The sequence below is a fragment of the Robertmurraya sp. DFI.2.37 genome, from assembly GCF_029211245.1.
GTDB classification, from domain to species: Bacteria; Bacillota; Bacilli; order Bacillales; family Cytobacillaceae; genus Robertmurraya; species Robertmurraya methanolica_A.
Window position 1 is genome coordinate 25037 of sequence record NZ_JARGEJ010000034.1, and the last position, 24423, is coordinate 49459.

General features: G+C 37.5%; 23 protein-coding genes and 1 CRISPR repeat array. Of the genes, 17 read left to right on the forward strand and 6 right to left on the reverse strand.

All coding sequences use genetic code 11. The annotated features are described in order from the left end of the window. Nucleotides 1–19: 19 nt before the first annotated feature. Nucleotides 20–967, reverse strand: a complete 948-nt coding sequence (locus PZE06_RS16750; protein WP_150948863.1) for a dimethylarginine dimethylaminohydrolase family protein — start codon at nucleotides 965–967, stop codon at nucleotides 20–22. Between the two features lie 159 nt (nucleotides 968–1126). Between PZE06_RS16750 and PZE06_RS16755 the strand changes: the two genes are divergently transcribed. The 3 genes from PZE06_RS16755 to PZE06_RS16765 are packed head-to-tail and all read left to right on the forward strand — an operon-like array spanning nucleotide 1127 to nucleotide 4811. Next, complete coding sequence (locus PZE06_RS16755; protein WP_150948866.1) at nucleotides 1127–2800, forward strand: M20/M25/M40 family metallo-hydrolase; 1674 nt, start codon at nucleotides 1127–1129, stop codon at nucleotides 2798–2800. After that, on the forward strand, nucleotides 2797–3366 hold the full coding sequence (locus PZE06_RS16760) for a helix-turn-helix domain-containing protein (protein ID WP_150948868.1): 570 nt from the start codon (nucleotides 2797–2799) through the stop codon (nucleotides 3364–3366). The genes PZE06_RS16755 and PZE06_RS16760 overlap by 4 nt, the downstream gene beginning before the upstream one ends. A 17-nt stretch (nucleotides 3367–3383) precedes the next feature. Further along, nucleotides 3384–4811, forward strand: a complete 1428-nt coding sequence (locus PZE06_RS16765; RefSeq protein ID WP_150948872.1) for an amidohydrolase family protein — start codon at nucleotides 3384–3386, stop codon at nucleotides 4809–4811. Nucleotides 4812–4950: 139 nt separating this feature from the next. Here PZE06_RS16765 and PZE06_RS16770 read toward each other — a convergent pair whose 3' ends face one another. Continuing rightward, nucleotides 4951–6048 (reverse strand): DUF1648 domain-containing protein, encoded by a 1098-nt coding sequence (locus PZE06_RS16770; RefSeq protein WP_150948876.1) that lies wholly within the window; start codon nucleotides 6046–6048, stop codon nucleotides 4951–4953. Between the two features lie 16 nt (nucleotides 6049–6064). Next, complete coding sequence (locus PZE06_RS16775) at nucleotides 6065–6457, reverse strand: GntR family transcriptional regulator (protein WP_150948879.1); 393 nt, start codon at nucleotides 6455–6457, stop codon at nucleotides 6065–6067. A 304-nt stretch (nucleotides 6458–6761) separates the two neighbouring features. Between PZE06_RS16775 and PZE06_RS16780 the strand changes: the two genes are divergently transcribed. The 7 genes from PZE06_RS16780 to PZE06_RS16810 all read left to right on the forward strand — a co-directional run bounded on the left by PZE06_RS16780 (nucleotide 6762) and on the right by PZE06_RS16810 (nucleotide 13593). After that, entirely contained in the window at nucleotides 6762–7619 is an 858-nt protein-coding gene (locus PZE06_RS16780; RefSeq protein WP_225310716.1) for a class I SAM-dependent methyltransferase, read from the forward strand. A gap of 260 nt (nucleotides 7620–7879) precedes the next feature. After that, a CRISPR array of direct repeats spans nucleotides 7880–8785; the repeat unit is 33 nt; unit sequence GTCACACTCTGTATGGAGTGTGTGGATTGAAAT. A 93-nt stretch (nucleotides 8786–8878) separates the two neighbouring features. Continuing rightward, on the forward strand, nucleotides 8879–9319 hold the full coding sequence (locus PZE06_RS16785; RefSeq protein ID WP_150948882.1) for a hypothetical protein: 441 nt from the start codon (nucleotides 8879–8881) through the stop codon (nucleotides 9317–9319). Then, on the forward strand, nucleotides 9277–9729 hold the full coding sequence (locus tag PZE06_RS16790; protein ID WP_150948883.1) for a MarR family winged helix-turn-helix transcriptional regulator: 453 nt from the start codon (nucleotides 9277–9279) through the stop codon (nucleotides 9727–9729). The genes PZE06_RS16785 and PZE06_RS16790 overlap by 43 nt, the downstream gene beginning before the upstream one ends. Before the next feature lie 492 nt (nucleotides 9730–10221). Further along, nucleotides 10222–10929, forward strand: a complete 708-nt coding sequence (locus PZE06_RS16795; protein WP_150948886.1) for an ABC transporter ATP-binding protein — start codon at nucleotides 10222–10224, stop codon at nucleotides 10927–10929. 1 nt (nucleotide 10930) lies between these two features. Continuing rightward, nucleotides 10931–12532: a hypothetical protein gene (locus tag PZE06_RS16800; protein WP_150948889.1), complete on the forward strand. Its 1602-nt coding sequence runs from the start codon at nucleotides 10931–10933 to the stop codon at nucleotides 12530–12532. Then, nucleotides 12529–12738 (forward strand): DUF1648 domain-containing protein, encoded by a 210-nt coding sequence (locus tag PZE06_RS16805; RefSeq protein ID WP_275791703.1) that lies wholly within the window; start codon nucleotides 12529–12531, stop codon nucleotides 12736–12738. Before PZE06_RS16800 ends, PZE06_RS16805 begins: the two co-directional genes overlap by 4 nt. A 21-nt stretch (nucleotides 12739–12759) precedes the next feature. Next, nucleotides 12760–13593, forward strand: coding sequence for a DUF6544 family protein (locus PZE06_RS16810; protein WP_150948895.1), 834 nt, complete (start codon nucleotides 12760–12762; stop codon nucleotides 13591–13593). 309 nt (nucleotides 13594–13902) lie between these two features. Here PZE06_RS16810 and PZE06_RS16815 read toward each other — a convergent pair whose 3' ends face one another. Then, nucleotides 13903–14826 carry a Ppx/GppA family phosphatase gene (locus tag PZE06_RS16815; protein ID WP_225310717.1) on the reverse strand — a complete coding sequence of 308 codons (924 nt, stop codon included), beginning with the start codon at nucleotides 14824–14826 and terminating at the stop codon, nucleotides 13903–13905. Between the two features lie 158 nt (nucleotides 14827–14984). Between PZE06_RS16815 and PZE06_RS16820 the strand changes: the two genes are divergently transcribed. The 3 genes from PZE06_RS16820 to PZE06_RS16830 all read left to right on the forward strand — a co-directional run bounded on the left by PZE06_RS16820 (nucleotide 14985) and on the right by PZE06_RS16830 (nucleotide 19539). After that, nucleotides 14985–17180 carry an RNA degradosome polyphosphate kinase gene (locus PZE06_RS16820; RefSeq protein WP_150948898.1) on the forward strand — a complete coding sequence of 732 codons (2196 nt, stop codon included), beginning with the start codon at nucleotides 14985–14987 and terminating at the stop codon, nucleotides 17178–17180. 248 nt (nucleotides 17181–17428) lie between these two features. Next, nucleotides 17429–18559 (forward strand): MGDG synthase family glycosyltransferase, encoded by a 1131-nt coding sequence (locus PZE06_RS16825; RefSeq protein WP_191963264.1) that lies wholly within the window; start codon nucleotides 17429–17431, stop codon nucleotides 18557–18559. 23 nt (nucleotides 18560–18582) lie between these two features. Continuing rightward, nucleotides 18583–19539, forward strand: a complete 957-nt coding sequence (locus tag PZE06_RS16830) for a metal-dependent hydrolase (RefSeq protein ID WP_150948904.1) — start codon at nucleotides 18583–18585, stop codon at nucleotides 19537–19539. Between the two features lie 264 nt (nucleotides 19540–19803). On the opposite strand, the gene PZE06_RS16835 is transcribed toward PZE06_RS16830, so the two are convergent. After that, nucleotides 19804–19953 (reverse strand): hypothetical protein, encoded by a 150-nt coding sequence (locus tag PZE06_RS16835; RefSeq protein WP_191963265.1) that lies wholly within the window; start codon nucleotides 19951–19953, stop codon nucleotides 19804–19806. 342 nt (nucleotides 19954–20295) lie between these two features. Between PZE06_RS16835 and PZE06_RS16840 the strand changes: the two genes are divergently transcribed. From PZE06_RS16840 to PZE06_RS16855, 4 genes are all read left to right on the forward strand, one after another. Next, the gene (locus PZE06_RS16840) at nucleotides 20296–21141 is read left to right on the forward strand and encodes a PHP domain-containing protein (RefSeq protein ID WP_150948906.1); all 846 of its coding nucleotides are present in this window, start codon (nucleotides 20296–20298) and stop codon (nucleotides 21139–21141) included. Nucleotide 21142: 1 nt separating this feature from the next. After that, nucleotides 21143–21775 carry an LbetaH domain-containing protein gene (locus PZE06_RS16845; protein WP_150948909.1) on the forward strand — a complete coding sequence of 211 codons (633 nt, stop codon included), beginning with the start codon at nucleotides 21143–21145 and terminating at the stop codon, nucleotides 21773–21775. A gap of 133 nt (nucleotides 21776–21908) precedes the next feature. After that, nucleotides 21909–22520 (forward strand): class I SAM-dependent methyltransferase, encoded by a 612-nt coding sequence (locus PZE06_RS16850; RefSeq protein ID WP_150948911.1) that lies wholly within the window; start codon nucleotides 21909–21911, stop codon nucleotides 22518–22520. 137 nt (nucleotides 22521–22657) lie between these two features. Then, the gene (locus PZE06_RS16855; RefSeq protein WP_150948913.1) at nucleotides 22658–23359 is read left to right on the forward strand and encodes a GntR family transcriptional regulator; all 702 of its coding nucleotides are present in this window, start codon (nucleotides 22658–22660) and stop codon (nucleotides 23357–23359) included. Between the two features lie 70 nt (nucleotides 23360–23429). Here PZE06_RS16855 and PZE06_RS16860 read toward each other — a convergent pair whose 3' ends face one another. Then, the gene (locus PZE06_RS16860; protein ID WP_263641565.1) at nucleotides 23430–24074 is read right to left on the reverse strand and encodes a GntR family transcriptional regulator; all 645 of its coding nucleotides are present in this window, start codon (nucleotides 24072–24074) and stop codon (nucleotides 23430–23432) included. Nucleotides 24075–24423: the final 349 nt, after the last annotated feature.

Here is a 24423-nt window from a genome sequence, read left to right on the forward strand (position 1 = left end):
TCAGCACCTTTTCATTAATTTAGTTAATCGGGTCTCGATTTAGAAACGCAGTCATGCAATGAATCGCTCCCCAGCCTTTTAATATTTCACTCATATCCGCCTCAATAACCGTAATGCCGGCCGCTTCCATCTTCGATTTTGTATCTGGACAGCCAGCTGGCATAACGACTTTACCTGGTTCGAGGGCAACAAAATTAATAGAAGCATTTACTTTAATTTCTTCAAGATTTGTCGCTTCCACAATGGTAAAATCTCTATCTATTAATTGTTTCACAACATCGTAAGGTACTTGCCAAGGAAACAAGACAGCGGTTTTTTTGTCAGCGATATTGATTAAGCCATCAAGATGAGCATGGCCATAAGGAATTTCAAAGCGAATAATATGATTTACACCCATATTTCTTAATTCTGACTCTACTTGTTCAGCACCGTTTTTGTTCGCTCTAGCTCCAGTACCGATTATGACCGTTTCACGATCAATCCACATTCCACAAGCCCCATCAAACCAACCATCCCCATTGATTGTTTTTACAATGGGAACACCGAGACGACCAAGCGCTTCCGCCGTATACCGCTCCTCGCCGCGACGGGCTGAAATTCCATTGCGACAGACGATCGCTCCTTCAGGTGTCATGAATACTTGATCACGCATGAATAGGGCATTCGGTCGATCGGCTCTTTGCGTTTCAACATAATGTACATTTACACCGTGCTGTCGGTATATATTAGCTAGTTCATCATGTTGTTTCTGTGCTTTAGCAACATCCATTGGAGCTTTCCAACGGTATGTTGAATAATTATTCTCTGAAATGATCTCGATTTCTTTTCCAGGTCTTCTCATCAAAACATCTCTAAGCTTGCCGGTTTCGGAATCGCAATACCAGTCGCCCCATAGTTTAGGCAATTCGTCTGAGAAGGACTCCTCTGCAGGAAACCACCGTTCTCCCTGTATCGTTACTTTAGTCATTAGCTCCCTCCTACTAATAAATATTAAAAACATTGTAGTTTTTATAAGTATAGTTTATAATTGCCTAAAATGTCTATTAAATTTTGAAAATAATGAATAATTGGAATTGTGCTGGAAATGTTATATTTTAAACTATATAGTCTTTAAGGAGTAGATATAATGGATTACGTGACTTATGTCAGCTCAACAGATATTGAAAAGTTAATCAAACGTCTCGTTCAAGTTCCTAGCATTTCTCATACTGCCGGTGAGGTAGAAATGGCTAATGAAATCTGCAATATTTTGCTGGAGCTTCCTTATTTTCAAGAAAATCCTGAAAATGTAATGAAAGTTCCGATTGAAGGTGACCCCCTTGGCAGGGAAAATGTTGTGGCACTCTTTAGAGGGAAGGGGAGTCCTTCCAGTAAAACAGTGGTGCTGTTAAGTCATTTCGATGTAGTCGGGGTCGAGGATTTTGGTAACTTAAAAGACCATGCTTTTGCTCCTGAAGTTTACACGAAGCTATTAAAAGATGAAAAGATTTTGGATCCTGAAGTGGCTGAAGATCTTTCCAGTGGTGAGTGGTTGTTTGCTAGAGGGATTATGGATATGAAGGCAGGTCTTGCGGGACAAATTGCCGTTCTTTCAGAGCTTATGGAAGATGACAACTTTTCTGGGAATCTGCTTTTAATCGCTTCTCCAGATGAAGAGCGTAATTCTGAAGGTATGTTTGCTGTCATTCCTTTTTTAAATACATTAAAGGAAACACATCAGTTGGAATATGAGCTTTGTATATGTTCGGAACCAAGCTTTGCCTCAGAACCTGGGTGCGAGGAAAAGTATATTTATACAGGATCAGTTGGGAAATTGCTGCCTTTAATCATGTGTGTTGGCAAAGAAACGCATGTTGGTGAACCGTTGGAAGGTTTAAATGCAGGTTGGATGATCGCTGATTTAGTTACGAAGATGGAACTTTCAAACAAGTTAGTAGACAAAAAAGATAAGGAGATCAGCCCCCCACCAACTTGTTTAAAGGTGACCGATTTAAAGGAGCAATACAATGTCCAAACTCCAAGTGTTGCATATGCCTTATATAATGTCTTGACGCTTCAGAAGACGCCAAACGAGATTGTGGAAACAATTAAGGAGATTGCTTTAGAATCAGCAGTATCGATTCATGAAAAAGTAGTGGAAAAATATCAAACTTATAATCTAGCATTCGATGAAGCAAAAGAAAGAGCTTTTCGACCAGCCGTGTTCACCTTTGCTGAGCTGTATGAAAGAGGAATGAAAGATCATGGAGAGGCGTTTGTACAATCGTTTGATAGAATCATGTCCAATCAAGGGGAGATAGATTTTCGTGAACAAACAGTGGATATAGCTGTTGAACTAATGAAATACTTTGCCCATGAGGCCCCATTTTATTTAATTATGCTTGCACCGCCGTATTATCCTCATGTTTACTTGAACAATGCAACAAAGCAGGAAGAGCGTATTTCAAAAATGGTCGCTTATATTATTGAGAAAAGTGAAACACAGTTTCAGGAAAAAATTAAAGTAAAACCTTTTTTTAACGGTTTATCGGATGTTAGTTACTGTCGAATGCTTAATGATCAAGAATCACTTAGCGCCATCTATGAAAATATGCCATTGCTCGGGAATGGATATAATATCCCGATCGCAGCGATTAGAGAGTTTAATGTTCCCTCAATCAATATCGGTCCGTTTGGAAAGGACGCACATAAAAGTACGGAACGTTTAGAAGTTAAATTTTCCACGGAGGTCTTTCCGAAATTGCTTAAAGCAGCCATTAAATTTTATCTCGGTCAAGTGGGAGGTGAAGGTGTTAGATGACAGAAAATTCGAATTTTCCATCGACTGTAATTGGTCAAAAAATTCGTAACGTCCGCAAGGAGAAAGGACTTACCATTGAGGAATTAGCTCAAAAAATTGAAGTTAGTCAAAGTATGGTTTCACAAATTGAAAGGGGTCAAGCGAATCCCTCTTTAGATACTTTGTGGAAGGTAAGTCATGTTTTAGGAACTCCAATTTTTTCTTTCTTTGAAAATATTGAGCACCGCTCTGTTCAAGTGATTAAAAAGGAACAACAAAAAACAGTGAAAATGTTGCATCCCAATGTGGTTTATCGTCTATTAACTAGAAGTTCATCCCTCCGTAAAATTGAATTTTTTGAACTGCAAGTAGAGCCGTTCCATACGGAAAATCTAAAGCAGCTAGCACATAGCGGGGAAGAGTGTGGTTATATTCTGAAGGGCGAAATTGTTGTTGCAGTTGAGCATGAAAAGCATCATTTAAAAGTGGGAGATAGCATCTATTTTGATAGTACACTCCCACATAGTTTTTTTAATCCGGGGAATGAAACCGCTATCGCTATTTGGGCAATGACTGGGAAAAAATAGAGGGAGGGTGTGTCATTTTGAAAGTAGATTTAGTGATTACGCACGCACATGTTTTAACGATGGAGGGACCGGGTGTCGGTTTTATAGAAGATGGGGCTGTTGCCATTAAAGGTCATTTAATTACCGCTGTGGGCAGAACGGATGAGATCCTTGCCAATATTCAAGCAGAGCGGATGATTAATGCAAAAGGTAAAGTAGTTATGCCGGGATTCGTAGATTCTCATATTCACACAGGACTTTCCATTTTGCGGGGAGTAGCACAAGATATCAATAATTGGATGCAAAAGGGGCTTTGGCCATTTCATAAACACGTTACAGTAGATGATGCGATGAAAGGCTCGCTTGTTAATATTATTGAAGGAGTGAAAGCAGGAACGACAACTTTTTGTGATTATGACGAATCGATGAACAAGATCGTTCATAATTATGTCAAAATCGGGGCAAGAGCAAGACTGGCAGAAATGATTAATGAAATTCCCCATGATATTGGTAAAGTACCAGTAGGAGAGTTATATCCATTTAATCCGGCGATTGGGGAGCGAAAACTAAAAAACAATTTAGAGCTTATGGAAAAGTGGCATGAGAGTGAAAATGGCAGAATTACAGTAATGTTTGGACCTCATGGCCCTGATATGATGTCAAAGGAGCTTCTGTTAGAAATACGCGAAATAGCAAAAAATTATGATACGAAGTTACATATGCACTTGGCGCAAGGTGATCGCGAAATTAATCAAATGGTATTAAGATATGGCAAGAGATCGATTCCATTTTTAGAAGAAATCAATTATTTGGACGAACGTCTTATTGCGGTACACTTAACGGAAGCAAACGATGAGGAGACCGTAACTGTAGCTAAAAGTGGAGCATCGATGATTTATTGTGCGGGGAGCATTGGGATTATTGACGGGTTAGTACCTCCAATCGTTAAGTTTTTGCAGGCTGGCGGTGTTGGTGCGCTAGGCTCCGATCAAGCACCTGGCAACAACAATAATAATATGTTCAACGAGATGAAGTTTGCTGCCATATTGAATAAGGTAAAATACGGCGATCCGACTGTTTTTCCGGCGCCATTAGCAATGCGGATGGCGACCATTGAAGCTGCGAAAGCAATTGGCTTAGAGCACGAAATTGGTTCATTACGAAAAGGGAAGAAAGCCGATATAATCATTATCGATATGGAGCAGCCAAATTTAACTCCGGTTATCGTTAGTCCAATTCGTAACATTGTGCCAAATTTAGTTTACTCTGCGAGAGGGAATGAAGTGAAAACGGTGATTATTGATGGGAAAATTATTGTTGAGGACGGTGTCTTATTAACAGTCGATGAAAAAGCAGCGATTAGAGAAGCACAAGAAGCAGCAGAACGAATTAGTCTTAAAGCGAAAGATGATATCGTCGTTGCCGAAAGTGAATTGCTGCAATTTATGGAGAAGGGCTATTTGTAAGAGCAAGTGGAAGAAGGGCATCCGAGATTTTCGGAGCCCTTAAATTTTTTTATGGAGCCAATTTGTAAGCGACTCATCCTAAAGATCATCAAGAAAAAAATTTTTATAATTGTATTAGTACTTTTCGAACAGGTACTTATTATTTCGCTAAAAATGTAAAGAGAATAATCGCGATAAGTGGTAGAAAGACAATAAGATAACCAAGTGGATTAGCGAAGTTTATTGTCCAACCAACACCAAACCGTTTTTCAACAAAAATAGATGGGTCATTTTTGTTGAAATAAAAGAGACCTCCTTTCCAATAGGAATCCTCATTGGAGTCGACGATTTTCTCCTGTATTTGCGGGGCTGTTTTTTTATCTGATAGCCCCACTTTGACAGCAAAGACAATCGCGCTTATTAAGATAAGAATAAGGAAACCTAGCGGTATCAAGAACATGGCTGTTGCAGAAAATATAGTTGGGTGAATGGTTTGTAATTGAAAGTAGCTGATCAACATCGTAAGAAGCATACTGACAAAAAACATAAACCAGCTTGAATATTTTCGTAAGGTAAGCTGTCTTTGTCGCGATACTTCTGTGCTTTCGCTGTTTACTTTAATGCCCGATTTCTTCGTTCCTACATGAAGGCCTAAAAACATGAGTTGCATAATCAAAAGGGTCAAAGGAAGAAGAAGTACTGAGAGCATTGTTTTTTCAGTAAAGGCATCTGGTTCTCCGTTTATTCCCCAATGGGTTGGAATTTGCTGCGGTAATAAATCGTATTGGATAATGGTGTAAATCATGACGCCAACCGTAATTATCATTGGCAGTAAATACACTTGCCAAGGGAGCATTTCATCATGAGCGCGTGCTGATAAATCGGCGACTTTGATGTTCTTTAAGTTTTCAGTCCATTGATTTATTTTCTTCAGCCGCATGGTTTTTCCATGGAAGTAAAAATAGAGGGCAAAGCTAAAGAGAATAATCGCAAACTCAAGGAACGTTCCAAGCAAAACAATTTGCTCTTGGGTGACCGGTTGTAAGAGGGCCCATAAAAGATAGCTTGCTAAAAGGATAAGCGAAAACACACCTACAAACAGTGAATATTTTTTCTTATAGGATAGCAGCGTCTCATTGCGCAAATAATTCTCAGGGATCGTTACTCCGAAAATGATGGAACGATTTACTAGAAAAGGAATCGTTGTTTGAATTCCAGCAATAATAATCGCAATAAAAAGAAAGACGGCTAAAGTCATCGTAATACCTCCTGCATTATTTTAATTGCCCATTGCTTTTTTTAAACTCCTCGAGAAGAGCAGCAACAAGCTCTTTTATCTGTGTGGTGGGCATTCCTATCACTAAAGATTCAGCAATAAGATGCTTATATTCATCTTTAAGTTTATTAATAGTACTCTCGTTGAAATTCTGTGGTGATGTAATCACAGCACCAGACTTCGGAACGATCTGAATAATGCCTTTTTGTTCTAAATGATGATAACTTTTATTGACTGTGTGCATATTCACACCAAGGTCAGCGGCAAAACTCCTAACAGATGGAAGTGTCTGACCTGCTTTAATATATCCTCGTGCTATACCCTCAATAATTTGATTTGATATCTGCAAGTAAATGGGGATGTCTGATTCGGATTCAATTCGAATGATCATCATTCTTCCTCCAATCTGTTCTATAGTTATTATAACAAATCTGTTCTATTTTGTATAGAACAAAAACTGTGCAGACAAACTTTTCGGTTTTATTAATTTATTTTAATCCAAGCTTCACCGGTTGAATGTGGATAGAAAACGATGCTGGTAGCTGAGAATTTTCGATAAGTGGTATTGATGGCATCTGAACAATGCAAGAACAGATTGCAATTTGCTAAAAAGTATAATAATGAATCCGAATATGAATAAAGAAGGTAAAGTATTGAATAGTTAATGGGAAAATTTTCAATGGGGATGACAAGTTATGATACAATATTTATATAATTGGACGGGAGAAAAGGAAATGGCTGAAGCAAATCGACATAATATTGAACGTTTTACAGGGTTTAGTGCGCTGTACGATCAAAATCGTCCAAGTGCACCAAAAGAAGTTGTGAAAATTTTAACCCATTATTTCGAAGGTAAGCCAAAGTTAGTGGTTGATGTGGGGTGTGGAACTGGGCTTTCTTCATTTATTTGGCTTCATGAGGCTGAGCGGATTATTGGGGTGGAACCAAATGATGATATGCGTCAGCTAGCCCATTCACGCTGGGAGGAAGCGCAAAAACCAGTGCATCTTCAATTTGTAGCAGGATTATCCCATAAGTTGGGATTAACAGATGAAGCGGCTGACATTATTACTTGCTCACAATCTTTTCATTGGATGGAACCACAATCAACGTTAAAAGAGTTTGCTCGTGTTCTGCGTCCAAATGGAGTATTCGCTGCGTATGATTGTGATTGGCCACCAACATGTGACTGGAGATTAGAAAAGCATTTTTTGAAATTATATTCATTGGTAGAACAGCGTCTTTCTCAAGTGCTTCCTTTGCAATCACGAGCGCAAAAATGGCCAAAAGACAAACATCTTGAGCAGATCGAATACTCAAATCTGTTCTCTTTCGCAAAGGAAATCGTGTTTCATCATTGGGAACAATGTGATGCAGAGCGTTACGCCAATATTGCTCTTAGCCAAGGTGGCTTACAAACTGGCTTAAAATTAAGAGTTCATGAGATTGAAGAGGCATTTGCAGAATTTCGTAATCATGTGAAAGAGGTTTTCGCAGGTGAAATAAAAGAGATTCTCTTCAGTTATCGGATGAGGTTAGGGATAAAAAAATAGTAATAATTTGGCTATACTTTATAAACTGAATTTAAAAAGCTTGCTTCTAAATAATATTTGGTGCGAACCATAAGTGAACATAAATTCTCTGGGGGATTCGCACCAGTTGAATAAATCCTTAAAAAAGCTGATGCGACAACAGAATCGTTCCAAAAAATTTTCGGACAACCGTAAGTATCTTATAAAATTTCCTTGCCCCATGGAGATTCGCACTTTTTAGTATACGAAGCGTTGATATAAAAGGGCGCATAACCGGCGCTGTCACACTCTGTATGGAGTGTGTGGATTGAAATGTTGTAAATCACACGTAAATCACTTGCTACTTGATCGTCACACTCTGTATGGAGTGTGTGGATTGAAATTTTAATTTACGGACGTAAATACGCAGGTTCACCATGTCACACTCTGTATGGAGTGTGTGGATTGAAATCGTCTGACTCGCGCGCGCTGGCGAATTTGCTGCCGTCACACTCTGTATGGAGTGTGTGGATTGAAATATGTATATTTTTGTAGACTTTTATAGGAAAATGTGTCACACTCTGTATGGAGTGTGTGGATTGAAATCTTTTAGTATACCTTGGGATGTATATAGAGCGTTTGTCACACTCTGTATGGAGTGTGTGGATTGAAATCATAGCTTCGTCTCTTGTGAGTATAGGTGGAAGGTGTCACACTCTGTATGGAGTGTGTGGATTGAAATATCCATTGTTGCTACCGTTTGAACATCGATAACGTCACACTCTGTATGGAGTGTGTGGATTGAAATATATCTTCCCTGCGGGGACAGACACTTTGGAAACGTCACACTCTGTATGGAGTGTGTGGATTGAAATCGTTATTCCCTTTTTCTTATTTTTGAAAGGTAAGTCACACTCTGTATGGAGTGTGTGGATTGAAATATTATACCTAAAACAAAGAAACCGAATAATACGTCACACTCTGTATGGAGTGTGTGGATTGAAATATTTAATAACTCAATGTTCTCATATGTGTTACCAATGTCACACTCTGTATGGAGTGTGTGGATTGAAATTTCTAGAACAGCGTTTCTTGTAGATGCGTTACTAGTCACACTCTGTATGGAGTGTGTGGATTGAAATATCATCTCTTGTTGCTCCGCGATAAGTATTCGGGTCACACTCTGTATGGAGTGTGTGGATTGAAATAGTGTCAAGATTCCAGTAATTCATTGACTCAAAGAATGGGTCTCATTTATAATAAAAATAGGTAATATATTACCTATTTTGAGGGTGTCGTTGATGAAAAGAGAAATATCGTTCACTTTTATTTGTATTTTGCTTATTGCTGGCTGCCAACTTAAAGGTTACAAAGCAACAAAATTTATTAAAACTGCTGAAGATAATCGTCATCTTATTACTATTGGTTTATTCGAGGGAAGGTATGAAGGAACGCTATCAGTAAACGATTCTGACAATCTTCTAGTAGCAGGGACAGTTGAATCAGGTGATATCACTCTTCAGTTATTTAGGTCGAAAGGTGAAGAGCCTATTTTAGTCGCACAAGTTACTTCAGAAGACGGTTTAGAAACGGAAATTAATGAAAGATTTCCTACTGGAGAATATAAGTACATAATTCAATCAAAGCAAGCAAGAGAAGTAAGCATTGCTCTTGTTTTTGAAAAGAAGGAGCAGTATGCATGGACGAACATCAAGGAAGAATATTTGCATCATTGTTTTTAATCGCAAATCGACTGCAGGTGCTTGGGGATCGATTGGATGAAAGAGTCACAGTGAAGCAATGGCTGCTAGTTGCCATAATTTTTAAGAGCGGATCGGGGATGCTATCAATTAAAGAAATCGCTCGCATCGTTGGGGCAACTCACCAAAATGTGATGCAAATGGTGAAAAGCTTAAAGGAAAAAGGCTTTCTTGATATTTTTACTGATCCTAAGGATCGGCGCATCAAACGGGTTAGCCTTACAAAAAAATGCCTAGATTATTTTCAAACTCGCGGGGATAAAGAGCTGGAGTTTTTAAATCATTTATTTGCAGATTTTTCTTACGACGAAATAGAACTGTTTAGCTGTTATATTGAGAAATTGATGAGCAATATTGAGAAAATGGAGAAGGCTGGAGATGAATCGAGATGAGCAAGCCCGATTATTGATGAAGAAATTAGTGGATCGCTTGCTTGAGAGAAGCTGCCCCTCCATCCAATATCGACTCTTTACTGAAACTGAGAACCAGTGTAGAACGGAACCACCGCTTGAAAAATGTATGAGCAAATCCTGTAATTTTTCTATTCAAACGATGAAGATGGACTTCGACAGTTGGATAGTCCCCAAAATTGGATGCAATGGTTCCATCGTATGGAGTTAATGGCGAAATTGGATTTGGTTGAAAGGGTGGATTTTTTCAGGGAACAGCTTCGTTAAATAGTGGAAGTTTGCCTTTGCAGGAAAAGATATTTTGTCGGGGATTAGAGCCCATCCTTGCTTTACGCAATGGTCTCCATAAACAGGATTGCGGCTAGAAGAAGATTGAAAGAAACCTAGAAAGAAAGAGTGCGATATTTATTTCCGATTAGTCCGGATTATTCATGTCGGCATGTTTTTTCGGGGAGACGAAAGGAGTAAGTAGAAATGTTAAATGTTGATAATGTTACCTATCGCTATAATGGACAGAAGGAACCGGCAGCAAATCATTTGTCATTTGTAGTTGAAAGAGGTCTGATTTGTGGTTTGCTTGGGCCAAATGGTTCAGGAAAAACAACAGCTATTCAGTTGATCTTAGGGTTGTTAAATGCTGAAGAGGGAAGCATTACAGTGCAAAATTTTTCTCTTATTTCCGATTCGTTTCACTATAAAAGCTCAATTGGGTATTGTTCGGACAGCGAGTCGATCTATGATAACTTAACCGGGCTTGAATATTTAAATTTTATCGCTGATATGTATGGTGTCTCTTCTGGTAAAAGAGAGGAGAACTATCGCCCTTTAATTGCTGACTTTCAAGTTCAGCCCTTTTTAGATAAACCTATTAAAAGTTGTTCACATGGCACTAAAAAAAAGTTCTTTATTATGGCCTCTATCGTTCACTCACCACCGTTATGGATTTTGGATGAACCATTGACCGGGCTTGATGTAGAAGCCATGATGGTTTTAAAACGCTTGATGAAATCATATGCGAAACAAGGGAACGCAGTTTTATTTTCATCACATATTATGGAAGTTTGTGAACAAATATGTGATCAAATTGTCATTATTAAAAATGGGTCAATTGTTCATATTGCCGAGTCATTACAGGTGGAGAATAAAACGCTTGAACAGCTTTATTTAGAGGTGGTTCAATAAGATGAATATGTCTACACTTGGAAAGCTGACCAGAACATTAGTACTTATCAATATGAGCTTCATGAATGTCCGTCATACCATTAAAAAAAATCGTTTTAACTTGCATGCCTTCATGATTGCTGTGACTGGGATCATCCTTGCTGGGGCACTTGTTACTTATTATGTAAATCTATTAAATAAGCTCTATCATTATTTTTATGATGTCGGTATACCTACAGGTTATTTGCTTGTCTTCATTGGTATATTTCTACTACTTCTATTGCTTGCAGCCACCTTTTTTATCGTTCATCTATTTTTCTACTCAAATGACTATCAAGGACTACTCTATTTGCCAGTTAAACCAGAAATTTTATTAACAAGTAAATTGCTTGTTGCTTTATTGTTGGGCTATCTATTAGAATTGGTATTTCTTGTTCCAGCCTTGTGTGTATACGGTTTTTACCATCTTTCCATATTTTTTATAGTAGCAGGAGTTATGGTTTTTTTTACACTGCCTGTTATTGCTCTTACAATATTAGCGCTGATCATGATTTTTAGTTTAAAAATGGCGCAAATAAAAAGGCGAGTTAATGCTGGCATAATGGGGTTTTCAAGTTGTTTGCTTGTAGTTGTGCTTGCAAGCTTAATTCCAGCAAGTTTTCTGCGCAGAAAAACAGGAGCTGAGCTTTTAAATGAGATAATCGAATTAAATACCATTGACTACAGCATGATACTTGTATTTCTTGTAGGACTAGCGTTCGGATGTTTAATGTCGTTTTTTTTCGTCGCTAAGCATCTTTTCAGCAAAGGATTTTATCGAGTGAGTAATGGCGCTTTAAGAGAGAGGAAACCTGCAAGGATAGGAGATAATCAATTTCGGAAATACAATTCTTTTATCAGTTATTTTCGGAAAGAGTGGTATCTCTTTTTTCGTGAACCTGTCTATGTTCTGAATGGATTATTTTCGATCATTATTCCTCCCTTTTTATTACCACTTGCCTTTCAATTAGGAGAAATGGGAGGCGATTCAAGGGAGATGATACGAGAAGCAGTTGAAAAGGAGCCGTTCATGGCTACACTTCTAGCTTTAGGAGTTATTGCCATCACTTCTGCTATTCATCCAGTTGCTTCGAGTTGTGTTTCCAGAGAAGGACGCTACTTTTGGATCTGTCGCATTATTCCAATCCCGTTTCAGCAGCAAGTCTTGGTGAAGCTTGCCTTTGCATCGGTTCTTGCTTGTTGTGGTTTGCTAATGAACGGCCTTGTCTTTCTCTTTTATTTCGGATATAGCTTAAAACAATTTGTGATTATTTTCACAATAGGACTGTTATTCATCGGGCTATCGTCGTTGATAGGAGTACTGCTAGACACCTTTCGTCCAAAGCTTAATTGGGTTAATCGTTCTGAAGCTATCAAACAGAACGTCAACGTTGTACTGGCAATTTTTTTGTCATTTGGCATTATTGCCATTTTTTATAAATGCTTAGAGATGGCCATGAGTAGGAACTGGGGGGAGGCAACCATTTTATCTTGCATCGCGCTCACACTCATCATGCTAAATATTTTATTTTTCAAAGGACTTGTTGCTGTTATTAACATCAACATTAAAAGGAGGATTTTATGATGAAAAAACAAACATGGACAATTTGGCTGTTATTACTGGGAACATTTATCCTTTTGTTTATTGCTACTTTATTTTTGCCGAACAAAATTCCATTTCATTTTGATGCGAAGGGAGAAGCCGGTTGGTACGCAAGTAAGTATTTTATACTTTTATTTACGCCAGTGCCTTATCTCATTTACTGGCAATTTACCCATAATAAAAAATAAACGGTGTTTGGAGAGATATAATTGTCTAAAAAATTAGTCATTAGCATCATCATTGTCATCATTTTGTTCATATGGGTGCTCATAAAATATCATCAATTTCAAAAAAGATTGAACGAAGAAACAAAATTAATCATCGAAGAATCGATTTCAAACCCAGTTTTTTCGGCAACAGAAAAGAAATTACAGCAATTGCCAGAGCCGGTTGCAAATTGGTTGAGGCTCTCCCATTCTTTAGAAAAAGCTCCGGCTGTTTCCGTTTCGATCAGTCAGCAAGGTTTACTACGAACGAAGTCGGAAGGAAAATGGATGGAGTATTACGCTGAACAATATTCGAATGTTGGGAATCCTGGCTTTATATGGAAGTCAGAAATACAAGCAATGCCTGGAGTGACGATTTATGGCAGAGATATATATACAGGAGAGCAGGCAGATATGCATATTAGCATCTTGGGGCTTTTTACAGTTGGAAATGTTTCTGGTTCTAAGCTTTTGCAAGGTAGCTTGGTGCGCTATTTAGCGGAAATGGTATGGTACCCTCAGGTAGCTTTAGCTCCGCATATTACTTGGGAGGCACTTGATCAAACATCAGCACGGGCTACGCTCACAACTGCTGGTATGACTGTTTCCGGAACATTTTATTTTAAAGAAAGTGGTGAGCCTGAGCGCTTTGTGGCTCAGCGATATAAAGAAGAGCGTGGAGAATTTTCCTTAGAAGAATGGTCCGTTCATATGGACAAATATGAGAAAATGGACGGCGTTCTCATGCCTACTCATGGTGAAGTAACTTGGAATTTAAAAACAGGACCATTTCAGTGGCTACAGTTTGAGGTAAAAAACGTAAAATTCAATCATTAATCGTTAATTAAATGATTGTGTTAACAAGAAAGCATGCTTTTATGAAATGTTCTGAAGGGCCCATGAGGACAAATTCGGGCAAAAAAGGGAACCTCGTGTCCGCATGAAGGACCCGTGAGGACAATCACATCATTATGTGTAAATTCATACCAAAAAACAAAACAATGTTATTCAAATTTTTTGTGTACGTGAAGGGGAATCACCTTCACGTACACAAAAATTGGCGCTCCGCGTTACTAGTTTGTTTCCTTTTGCTCTGGAATACTTCTTTTTCCAACTTTTTCTCCATAGTAATGAAGACGGCACAAACTAAATAATATTCTGCTGTTTACTTGATGCAGTTAACTTTTCCTTTAAAATTCCATCCCTAATTGATTTTTCACTAAAGATAAAATAAGGTGTTTGTACAACCTCCATTAACGTTAAAAACGTCATAATCCCTGGGATAATAATGTCTTTTCGTTTTTTTGATAATCCCTTGATTTTTGAACGCTCCTCAACGGATAATGAAGATAACTCTAATAAGATTTTGTTTATATCATCGAATGTTAGTGAATGTTCGTTTGTGTGCTGTCCTTTTTGATAAATTCTTCCGAGATTTCTGGCCGTTCCGCCGATTCCGATAATCGGATAGTTAATATTAGCAAGCCAAGGAAGTTTTTGAAATTGCGATAGTAGAAATGTTCGAAGTTCCCCTAATTGTTTTGTTGTAACCTGTTCCCCAAAAGCAAACTTCGAATTTAAGGAAACGGCGCCAAATGGAAAACTAAAAAATTCTACTAATTTTCGTTTATGGAAGAGGGTGATCTCGGTACTTCCACCACCGATATCGATGGTAATTCCATCCTTTAAATCGATAGAGTCAATCACACCTAGATATCCGTAATAAGCTTCTTCATATTCACTTAATACTTTCATAGAAATACCCGTTTGTTTTTTGATTTCGTTTAAAATCTCTGCTTGATTAGATGATTGTCTAATTGCGGCTGTTGCAAATCCAGTCAGCTCGTCAATTTCCATGGCATCCATAGCCGTTTGAAAATCTTTTAATGTTGAAATGACTAGCTCGATTCCTTCTTTCGTTAATTTGCCGTTTTCCATATAGTTAATAAGACGTGCAGCCACTTTTTCTTTTTGTATCTCTTTATAATGACCCACGTTATCTATTTGATATATCGCTAAACGAATAGAGTTGGAGCCCATATCAATTAATGCTACAACTTTATTTTTCAATTTAAAAACACTTCCTTTAAAAAAGATTATCTAACTATTATAACTATATAAATGCTAGAAAAATCACAATGCTTAAAAAAAAACAAAAAAAATACATATAATTTACAAAAATTTTACAGCGGTAGTGTACTGTAATGATGTTAGAAAGAGAAAAGGAGATGGGATTAGTGCAAACCGCTGATGAAAGTTCTGTAGCAGTAAATTTAAATAATCCTGATCATTACAATAATAGAGAGTTAAGCTGGTTAGATTTTAATTATCGAGTGTTAGAAGAGGCGTTGGATGAGAGAAATGCTTTGCTAGAGCGTTTTAAGTTTTTATCCATCTTTAGTTCTAATCTAGATGAGTTTTTTATGGTACGTGTAGCTGGTCTACTTGATCAAGTGAAAGCAGGTTATAATAAGCCTGAAAATAAAGCCGGATTAACTCCGAAAGAACAATTATCGGCAATCTCTGAATTGACTCATACGCTCGTAGAGAAACAAGACCATGCCTATCTAAATCAATTAACTCCATTACTGGCAAAAGAACATGTCAAATTTGTATCAATAGATGATGTTTCACCACAATGGTTAACATTTTTGGAGCAATTTTTTGATGAACAGATTTTCCCAGTTTTAACTCCTATGGCAGTGGATGCCTATCGACCTTTTCCGATGCTTTTAAATAAATCGCTTAATCTTGCTGTTGTGATTGAAGAAAAGATAATGGAAAAAAAGAAGCATTTTCCTTTTGATGGGAATCTTGTGATTGTACAAGTTCCTGCTGTTATCAACCGATATATCGAATTACCGATTGAGAATGACGAAAGAGTTTTTGTTCTTTTAGAAGAGATTATCGCTAAGTTCATTGATAAGCTTTTATTGGGATATAATGTTAAATCCGTCACTCCATTTCGAATCACTCGTAATGCCGATTTAAATATTCATGAGGACGAAGCCGAGGATCTTCTGCATGAGATTGAAGAGGAATTGAAGAAACGGAAGTGGGGAGCGGCAGTTCGGTTAGAAGTGCAACAACAGCGCAGTGACAGGCAGGTAATTGATTACTTAATCGAGGAGTTGGAAATTCATAAGAATGATGTCTATTCCTTACAAGCACCACTTGATTTGACCTTTCTCTTTTCGTTTATTAAAGCGATTGAAGCTACGCACGAACATTTAGTTGGAACATCTTTTATCCCCCAACCTTCTGCTGATTTAGAAGGGGAAGGAGATATTTTTCAAATTATTCAGCAGCGTGATGTTTTGCTCCACCATCCGTATGATTCTTTTGAACCGGTCATCGATTTTATTTCGCAAGCTGCAGATGATAAAGATGTTCTTGCTATTAAACAGACGCTTTATCGGGTCAGCGGCGATTCTCCAATTATTAACAGCCTTAAGCGTGCGGCGGAGAATGGCAAGCAAGTAACGGTTTTAGTCGAACTGAAGGCGCGATTTGATGAAGAAAATAATGTTCAATGGGCTAAAGAGTTGGAGATGGCAGGGTGTCATGTTATTTATGGAATGACCCATTTGAAAACACATAGTAAAATCACCCTCGTTGTGAGACGTGAAAATGGAAGTATTCAAAGATACGTTCATTTAGGGACCGGAAACTACAATGATGCCACTGCAAAAATTTATACTGATATGGGATTGTTTACTGTTAACCATAAAATTGGGATTGATGCGACGAATTTTTTCAATTTTCTAAGTGGGTATATGATTAAACCGACGTTTCATTATCTAGCGATTGCTCCTTTTGGGATTCGGGATGCTTTTATTGAGCTTATCGATGAGGAAATTACATACCATAAGCAATTTGGAAATGGACATATGATTTTGAAAATGAATTCTTTGTCGGATAAAACGATTATCATGAAGTTATATGAAGCCTCCATTGCTGGAGTGAAAATTGATTTGATTATAAGGGGAATTTGCTGCTTGCGCCCTGGGATTAAAGGGGTTAGTGAAAATATTACGGTGCGCAGTATTGTTGGCACATTTTTGGAGCATACGAGAATTTATTGTTTCCATCATAATGGCGCGAATAAAGTGTTTTTATCTTCTGCAGATTTAATGACCCGTAATATGGAAAATCGGATTGAGATTCTGTTTCCCATTCTTGAGAGTGATCTGAAGCTGCGAATCCACGACATTTTAAATTTAATGCTTAGAGACAATTGTAAAGCACGCGAGCAAGATTCAACGGGGAAGTATCATTATGTGAAAAGAGTAGATGGTGAAGAAGAGATCGATAGTCAACAAATTTTATGTGAAAAAGCTTATGAAAACAAGAAACAAGTTGAAAGTAAAGAATCGAGCTGGACATTTAAAAGTTTTTGGTCAACGCTGTTTCCAAAAGATTAAAATTATGAAAGAGGCATCCATCTAATTGATGGGCTTCTTTTTTTGTAAAGTCTGGCTATATGCCGGTATTGAATTTGTCACAATTTTGTTTAGCAAAGCTTTTGTATAGTCGTAGCATCAGCATCTGTTAACTTAACATTTCCTTAAAATGGCCTCCACACTTTTTTGCTACATTAATGTTGAAGCTAGTGAATTATTTAAAATTAGCTGCAAAATGTTAAAAAATGAAAGGGGAGCTGTAAAGGTTGATGAGGAAACCAAAAGTGTTAATTTTGACGGCTAATTATGGCAATGGCCATCTTCAAGTAGCGCATACACTTTATGAACGATTTTTACTTCATGATCGTGCTGATGTCAGTGTGAGAAATATTTATCAAGAAACGAATCCCCGTTTAAATGAATGGACAAGAAAGCTATATCTGAAAAGCTTTACAAAGAGCGGTAAATATTTGTATCGTCTTTTTTACTATAGCAGTCAGGAAATAATAAAACGTCAAAATATTCTCCTTTTTCCTTATGGATATTCAACATTGAATAAAGTGATTGCAGAGGAGCAGCCTGATGTAATTATAAATACTTACCCTTCTTATGCTGTCGAATATTTTTCACAGAAAACAAATAAAATGATCCCCGCTTATACTGTCATGACAGATTATTGCCTCCATCATGCATGGATCCAACCATCCATTGAGAAATATTATGTTGCAACAGGTGAACTTCAAAGAAAACTAGTCAATATCGGTGTGGATAAAAGGAAAATTGCCGTTACAGGTATTCCCGTTGGAAAGCAGTTTGAAGATCGCTTGTCCCGACTAACTCTTTTAAATAAATATCAGTTGAATCCCAGCTTAAAAACAGTCTTAATCGTAGCGGGAGCATACGGTGTATCAAAAGAAATAAAGCAAATCTGTGAGAAATTACAGAAGAACGTAAATCTGCAAATTTTGGTTGTCTGTGGAAAGAATGAACAACTTTTTCACCAGTTGCAAGAGAAGTATCAGGAAGGCCATAACATCCGTTTATTCAAGTATGTTACTAATATGGCTGAATTATTAACGATGGCTACTTGTGTCATAACAAAACCAGGTGGAATTATCTTATCAGAAGCTGTTGCTAAAAACGTTCCTGTTGTCTTATTGGGAGCAACGCCAGGACAAGAGAGGGAAAATGCATTGTTCTTTCTGCGTAATGGTGCTGCGTTATTTTGCGAAAAGCCGGGCCAGATTGTTGAAGAAACGGAGAAGCTCCTTCAAGATGATAAAAGGTTAATGAAGATGAGCTCCTCTTTGGAAAAGATACGAGTTCCTCGAGCGACCGAAACCATTATTGACGATATTTTAGATTCATATTTCTGGAAAACGAAACAAGCCACACATTAAAAATGTGAGGGAGGCTACGAGATTTGGATACTTCGACGCATACAATAATGGGAATTGGCCTTGCAGGTCTATCATTTTTAGATCCGGCCGTTGCCGATCATCCAGAATTATTAGGTTCGCTCTTATTTTGTACGATCGTTGGCTCAAATGCTCCTGATGTGGATTACCTTTATAAATATAAAGGTAATGAAACCTATGTCAAAAAGCATCGCGGGGTTAGTCATTCCCTTTATTCTCAAGGGATATTATCATTTTTAATTGCAAGTATCGCAGCGGCTGGTACAGGTGGTTCTTATTTCCTTACCTTTTTGCTGTGGACGACGTTAGCAGTGATGCTGCATGTTTTGTTTGATGTCTGTAATATTTATGGAACTCAGGCACTTCTCCCGTTTTCAAAAAAATGGATAGCGATTAATATTTTGCCAATCTTTGATCCAATCATTACGTTTCTTCATATAGTGGGGATTTTACTATGGATAATAGGCTTTCAGTCGGGAATAGTATTTTCAATTGTTTACTTGATTGTCTTCACCTATATGGTGTTTCGATATTATGAACACAGGAAGGTAATAAAGGAATTGCATCGCCAAGGTGAACGAGATGTTACCTATACACTTCTGCCTACTTTTCGATGGAATGTGTGGGGAATTATTGCAAACGATCATGAAAAGTATAGATTGGGAAAATACGCAAACAAACAAATAACATGGTCCAAAGTATTAAAAAAAGAAAGTGATAAAAATGAAATTATTCAAGCTTCTAGAAATCATTCTTTTATAGATTATTTAATGCTCCATTCATCTTTTATGCACGCTAAAATCATCCAAACAGAAGATGGTTATGAAGTCCATTGGTATGATCTGCGCTATCAATGGAAAATCGACGAGCCTTTTATTGCAATTATTCAATTAGATAAAAAGTTAAATCTTATTAATAGCATGGTGAAAAGGGGGCTTTTAACCATTCCTGAAAGATCTTGACGGTTTTTCATTTAGCCAGTTAAACAAGTTTAATCCCATTTCCTGTGAAACCAAGGCTTGACACGCCTTTCAATATAACTGAAAGGTTTGTCTAATTCCGGTCGAGCCGATAAGAAGCAGGGAGTATCAGGAGGCTTGAAGAGTGCCCTCAAAGGCAGTGGCTGAGGAGTTAAGCTTAAAATGAACAAAAGACACCGAGAGTCTCGATGCCGTTTGTCAACAAGCTGAGACCCTCACAATTATGTGAAGGTCTCACTGTATATTTTACTCATTTGTTTCTTCAGTTTCAGTTTCTGCAGGTGTTTCAGTTTCATTCTCCTCTGTATCAACCTCATTTTGGTCTGCACAACCTGTTAGAACTCCAGTGAGAAGTAAAGCTGCAAGCAATGTTAATGATAAATTCTTGAACTTCAAAAGAATCACCTCATTAAGTAGATTTTTTTGGTACTACCTTAGTGTAGATCCAGATTATTAATGGAATATAAATAGCTATTCTAATTTCTGTTAATTATTTCCGGTAAATACGACCTAAATTAGCAACAAAAATGGTAAGACTTAGCGCCCATAATTAGCACGTACTCTAGCTTTGCAAACTAAAAATGAAAGGAACTATTGAAATTTTTCTTAACAATCCCTTAAAAAGAACTTAACTTCCGCTTAACCATTTGTACTTGGTGCCAAGTTATTCTTGAATTAAGGAACGTCGGTACATGGATGTGATTCACATAGATTAAATATAAAGAGGAGGTAGCCATCATGAAGGTAGAATTTCACTGTCATACTAATATTTCGGATTGTCCACTATCAATTGAGGAAGTATTAGAGTTGGCTTTACTGCAAAATGTAAGTCATTTGGCGATAACAAACCATGATACAACAAAAGGTTTGGAAGATGCGGTTAAAGTGGGAAAGAAGTATGGAATTGAAATTATTCCGGGAATTGAAGTGTCAGGCTATGACTTTCAAAGGGGAAAAAGAGTTCATATATTGGGCTATTTTATTGAGCCTGGGCATGCGGCGATTGAGGCGATATGCGGTCCACTTGTAGAACAAAGACACGAGATTTCAAAGGAAATGGTTCAAAGACTAATAGATAGCGGTTATGATATTACTTGGGAAAGATGTTTAGAGATCGCTCGTGGAGGAACGGGTGTATACAAACAGCACATCATGCAGGTTTTAATAGAAAAAAAATATACGAATTCTATTTACGGTTCACTTTATAAAAAGTTATTTAATAGAAAGCCCCCGGGTATCGCGTTTATTCCAATGCAATATATTGACGCGAAAGAAGCTGTTAAGATGATTCGGCAAGCAGGTGGTGTTCCAGTGTTAGCTCACCCAGGCCAATATGGAAATTTTGATATCGTTCCGGAATTGGTGGAAGCCGGACTAGAAGGAATTGAGGTTTGGCACCCACTTCATAACAAAGAGCATGAAGAGCAAGGAAAACAGTTGGCAGAGGAATATGATCTTGTCATGACAGGCGGTTCTGATTTTCATGGGGCGTATGGGGAAAAGCCAGTTCTGATTGGAAGTAAAAGTCCGGGTATTGAAACATTGCATGCTCTACAATTACGTAAAGAAAGGTTGAATGTTTAATATGCCTCTTATCTATCAGCCTAATGAGGAAAGGAAATTGTCAACCACTCCTAGTATCGATCCCACGAGTCAAATTATTGATAGCTTTGCTGGGGCATGGACATCAATAGGTGCAAATAATAAGATTGTAGAATCTTCTTTTGGGGATTACACTTATACGATGGACGATGTGACTGTCAATTATTCAGAAATCGGTAAATTTTGTTCTATTGCTTCTCATGTATGTATTAACCCTGTGCAACATCCAATGGAACGGGTAACGCAACATCACATGACTTATCGAAAAATTGCCTATTGCCTTGATGATAAGGACGATGAGGAATTTTTTGAGTGGCGCCGTACCAAAAAAGTGAAAATAGGGCATGATGTTTGGATTGGACATGGAGCGATCATTATGAAGGATGTGGAGATTGGAACAGGTGCTGTTATTGGCTCTGGGGCGGTGGTGACGAAAGATGTTGATCCGTATATGATCGTTGTCGGAACACCGGCTAGGCCGTTAAAGAGGCGATTTCCACAAGAAATATCTGCTAAATTAATGAAAATTGCTTGGTGGAATTGGTCGAGAGATATGCTTGAAACCTATTTTGAAGATTTCAATGATATGGAAACATTTATTAAAAAGCATGGGTGAAGTACAATAAATGGTGTGCCCTAATTAGCTAGGGCTTTTTCTAGTTAATATGGATGCCATAAACTACAAGTTGGTGCGTAGATATTTTTTTGAAAATTTTTAAAAATGGTGTGGCGGATGGAAGGAGGGGCAAATGAAAAAAGATCGGTTAATTAAAAAATTTGATAAACAAGCAAAAATGTATGAAAACAATCAACATAATCACAGAATTGCCAGATGGAGAAAAGAATTGATTACAAATGCATACGGAAAAGTGTTGGAAGTGGGGGTTGGAGCCGGGGCGAATTTTCCTTACTATAATCGAGCAAATGTTGAAATTACAGGTGTTGATTTTAGTTCTGAGATGATAAAAAGTGCAAAAAGAGCTGCAGACAGGTTTCAAGTGAAAGCAGAGTTTATGACAGAGGATCTCGAAGAGTTAACGTTTGCAGATAATTCTTTCGATTGCATTGTATCGACTCTTTCTCTTTGCAGCTACGCTGACCCCATTGCCGTATTACGAAAATTCAACCGTTGGTGCTGTGCGGGAGGACGCGTACTGCTGATGGAGCATGGTCTGAGCTCTAATCCATTGCTTTCCCTTGCTCAAAAAATCATAGATCCAGTTTATAAACAAATCTCTGGGTGTCATTGTAATCGCAATTTTCCTGAACTTATGAAAAAATCAAATCTTCAAGTTGAACATATGGAACGGTACTGGTCAGATATCCTTGTTATAATACAGGCAAGGCCATTAAAAGAGTAGCTAAATTATTGATCGGCCTTGTTGTGTAGAATAAGTTTCTTATCGGAAGCTATTTACAAAATTAACATCGGTGTAACACAAAGTTTAAAATCAATCGCTATACTTGTTTTAGATTGTTCAAAGGGGGATTAGCCAAATTGTCTGAAAAAGCAATATTGGTTGATACAATAATTTCGAAAATACGAAAAGGAATTTATAAACCGAATGATAAGCTGCCTTCTGAAAATGAATTGGCAGATTATTATCAAGTACCGAGAATCGTTGTTCGTAAAGCATATGAGCGCCTGCAAGAGCTTGGTTATATTTTTTCGAAACAAGGAAAAGGGAGCTATGTTCAAAATCAAAAGCTGCAAATTCCTCTCGTTTTAACGGGAGATGTTAGCTTTAGTGAGAAAATGCAAGAACTGAATTATCGCTTTGAAACAAAGAATATTGCTTGTGAAGAGATTGCCTACGATACTTCCATCTTTCATGCTTTAAACGCTGAAAAAAATGCAGCTGTATATAAAATTAGTCGCTTGCGCATTGTAGAAGATTTGCCGATAGCGGTGCATAGTTCTTATTTATCCCAAACTGTTTTTGCCAATATTATGAGGGAGGGGAGTGAGATTTCCTCCATCTTTCAATTTTTCCGCAAACAGGGCTATAGCGACTTTGAAGCGCTGAAAACAAAGCTGACTGTCATCTTCCCCAATAAAAAGGAAAGAGAACTGCTAAAATGCCCTAGCCTTGTACCACTGTTAAGCTTAGAATCAGGCTGCATAGATCGGAGAACAGGGCAGGTGTTGGAGTATTCGCAAAATATTTACAGAAGTGACTGCTTCACTTATATTATTTAAATTCCTCGCAAAAAAAGAGAAATCAAGGTGATTTCTCCGTTTTGTGCCAAATAAATGTTTAAGCCACTAATTAAAAAGACTCGGAACTTTTAATATACTTACCAAAGTGCTCCTGGAAATCTAGCGAGTTTATATCTGCTTGTAGGTGATGACGTACGAGCTCGGCAATTTTCTCTGTTTCGCCTTGGACAAGAAGACCAATCATCAATTCATGCTCTTTATGGATTTCTGCTAGTTTGTCTTTTCGATGCATATTAAGTCGTCTGAATCTTATATAGTGAACTTGAAACTGCTGTATTAAACTCCATAGAAATCCTCTCCCAGCAAGATCATATAAAGTTTTATGAAAAGCATCATCGAGCTGGAGAAATTTCTCTAAACCATCTTCTTCATCGATGCATTCTTTTTGTTTGGCAAGAATTGTTTTTAATTCATGCAACCCCTTTAATGGAAGATGATCTTTTAATTCCTTCATAATTTCTTTTTCCAATGTACTTCTTAAGAAAATAAGCTGCTCGACAGATTCAAGATCGATATAAGAAACAATGCTGCCCTTTTTCGGATAAATATTAATGTAATCTTCTAAGGACAACTGTTTAAGAATATCGCGAATCGGAGTACGTGAGATTTGGTAGCGTTCGGATAATGTCGTTTCACTAATAATGGTTCCAGGCTTTAACTGTAAGGAAAGGATATCCCTTTTCAACTCATTCATAATTTCCTCTTTTAAGGACATGTTAAAACCAACTTTCTTTTGAAATGATTCTTACACTAGTATACATGTTAAATAGTACGAAATCTATAGGGAACATCAGTTAATATCGCAATGGGACAAGCACTATGATGTTTTCTTAAAAATTGATTGACAATAGAACAGGGTGTGATTTATGATCGGTTTGGCTTGTATACAAGTCAAACTCTTTTTTGTAAGCGTTTAGTAGACTCTCGGAAATTAAGTAACTGATTCTGGGTCTTTTGGGGGATGAAAGCAATACTTATGAGGATACATTGGAATTTTCAAAATCGTTTTCAAAAAAATACGTGCCAAATAAACCACAAAAAGT

What these genes read in the sequence shown, in the direction of transcription:
- PZE06_RS16750 (WP_150948863.1), bottom strand. Translation starts at nt 967, where the DNA reads ATGACTAAAGTAACGATACAGGGAGAACGGTGGTTTCCTGCAGAGGAG.
- PZE06_RS16755 (WP_150948866.1), top strand. Translation starts at nt 1,127, where the DNA reads ATGGATTACGTGACTTATGTCAGCTCAACAGATATTGAAAAGTTAATC.
- PZE06_RS16760 (WP_150948868.1), top strand. Translation starts at nt 2,797, where the DNA reads ATGACAGAAAATTCGAATTTTCCATCGACTGTAATTGGTCAAAAAATT.
- PZE06_RS16770 (WP_150948876.1), bottom strand. Translation starts at nt 6,048, where the DNA reads ATGACTTTAGCCGTCTTTCTTTTTATTGCGATTATTATTGCTGGAATT.
- PZE06_RS16775 (WP_150948879.1), bottom strand. Translation starts at nt 6,457, where the DNA reads ATGATCATTCGAATTGAATCCGAATCAGACATCCCCATTTACTTGCAG.
- PZE06_RS16780 (WP_225310716.1), top strand. Translation starts at nt 6,762, where the DNA reads ATGATACAATATTTATATAATTGGACGGGAGAAAAGGAAATGGCTGAA.
- PZE06_RS16785 (WP_150948882.1), top strand. Translation starts at nt 8,879, where the DNA reads ATGAAAAGAGAAATATCGTTCACTTTTATTTGTATTTTGCTTATTGCT.
- PZE06_RS16790 (WP_150948883.1), top strand. Translation starts at nt 9,277, where the DNA reads ATGGACGAACATCAAGGAAGAATATTTGCATCATTGTTTTTAATCGCA.
- PZE06_RS16795 (WP_150948886.1), top strand. Translation starts at nt 10,222, where the DNA reads ATGTTAAATGTTGATAATGTTACCTATCGCTATAATGGACAGAAGGAA.
- PZE06_RS16800 (WP_150948889.1), top strand. Translation starts at nt 10,931, where the DNA reads ATGAATATGTCTACACTTGGAAAGCTGACCAGAACATTAGTACTTATC.
- PZE06_RS16805 (WP_275791703.1), top strand. Translation starts at nt 12,529, where the DNA reads ATGATGAAAAAACAAACATGGACAATTTGGCTGTTATTACTGGGAACA.
- PZE06_RS16820 (WP_150948898.1), top strand. Translation starts at nt 14,985, where the DNA reads ATGGGATTAGTGCAAACCGCTGATGAAAGTTCTGTAGCAGTAAATTTA.
- PZE06_RS16825 (WP_191963264.1), top strand. Translation starts at nt 17,429, where the DNA reads ATGAGGAAACCAAAAGTGTTAATTTTGACGGCTAATTATGGCAATGGC.
- PZE06_RS16840 (WP_150948906.1), top strand. Translation starts at nt 20,296, where the DNA reads ATGAAGGTAGAATTTCACTGTCATACTAATATTTCGGATTGTCCACTA.
- PZE06_RS16845 (WP_150948909.1), top strand. Translation starts at nt 21,143, where the DNA reads ATGCCTCTTATCTATCAGCCTAATGAGGAAAGGAAATTGTCAACCACT.
- PZE06_RS16850 (WP_150948911.1), top strand. Translation starts at nt 21,909, where the DNA reads ATGAAAAAAGATCGGTTAATTAAAAAATTTGATAAACAAGCAAAAATG.
- PZE06_RS16860 (WP_263641565.1), bottom strand. Translation starts at nt 24,074, where the DNA reads ATGAATGAGTTGAAAAGGGATATCCTTTCCTTACAGTTAAAGCCTGGA.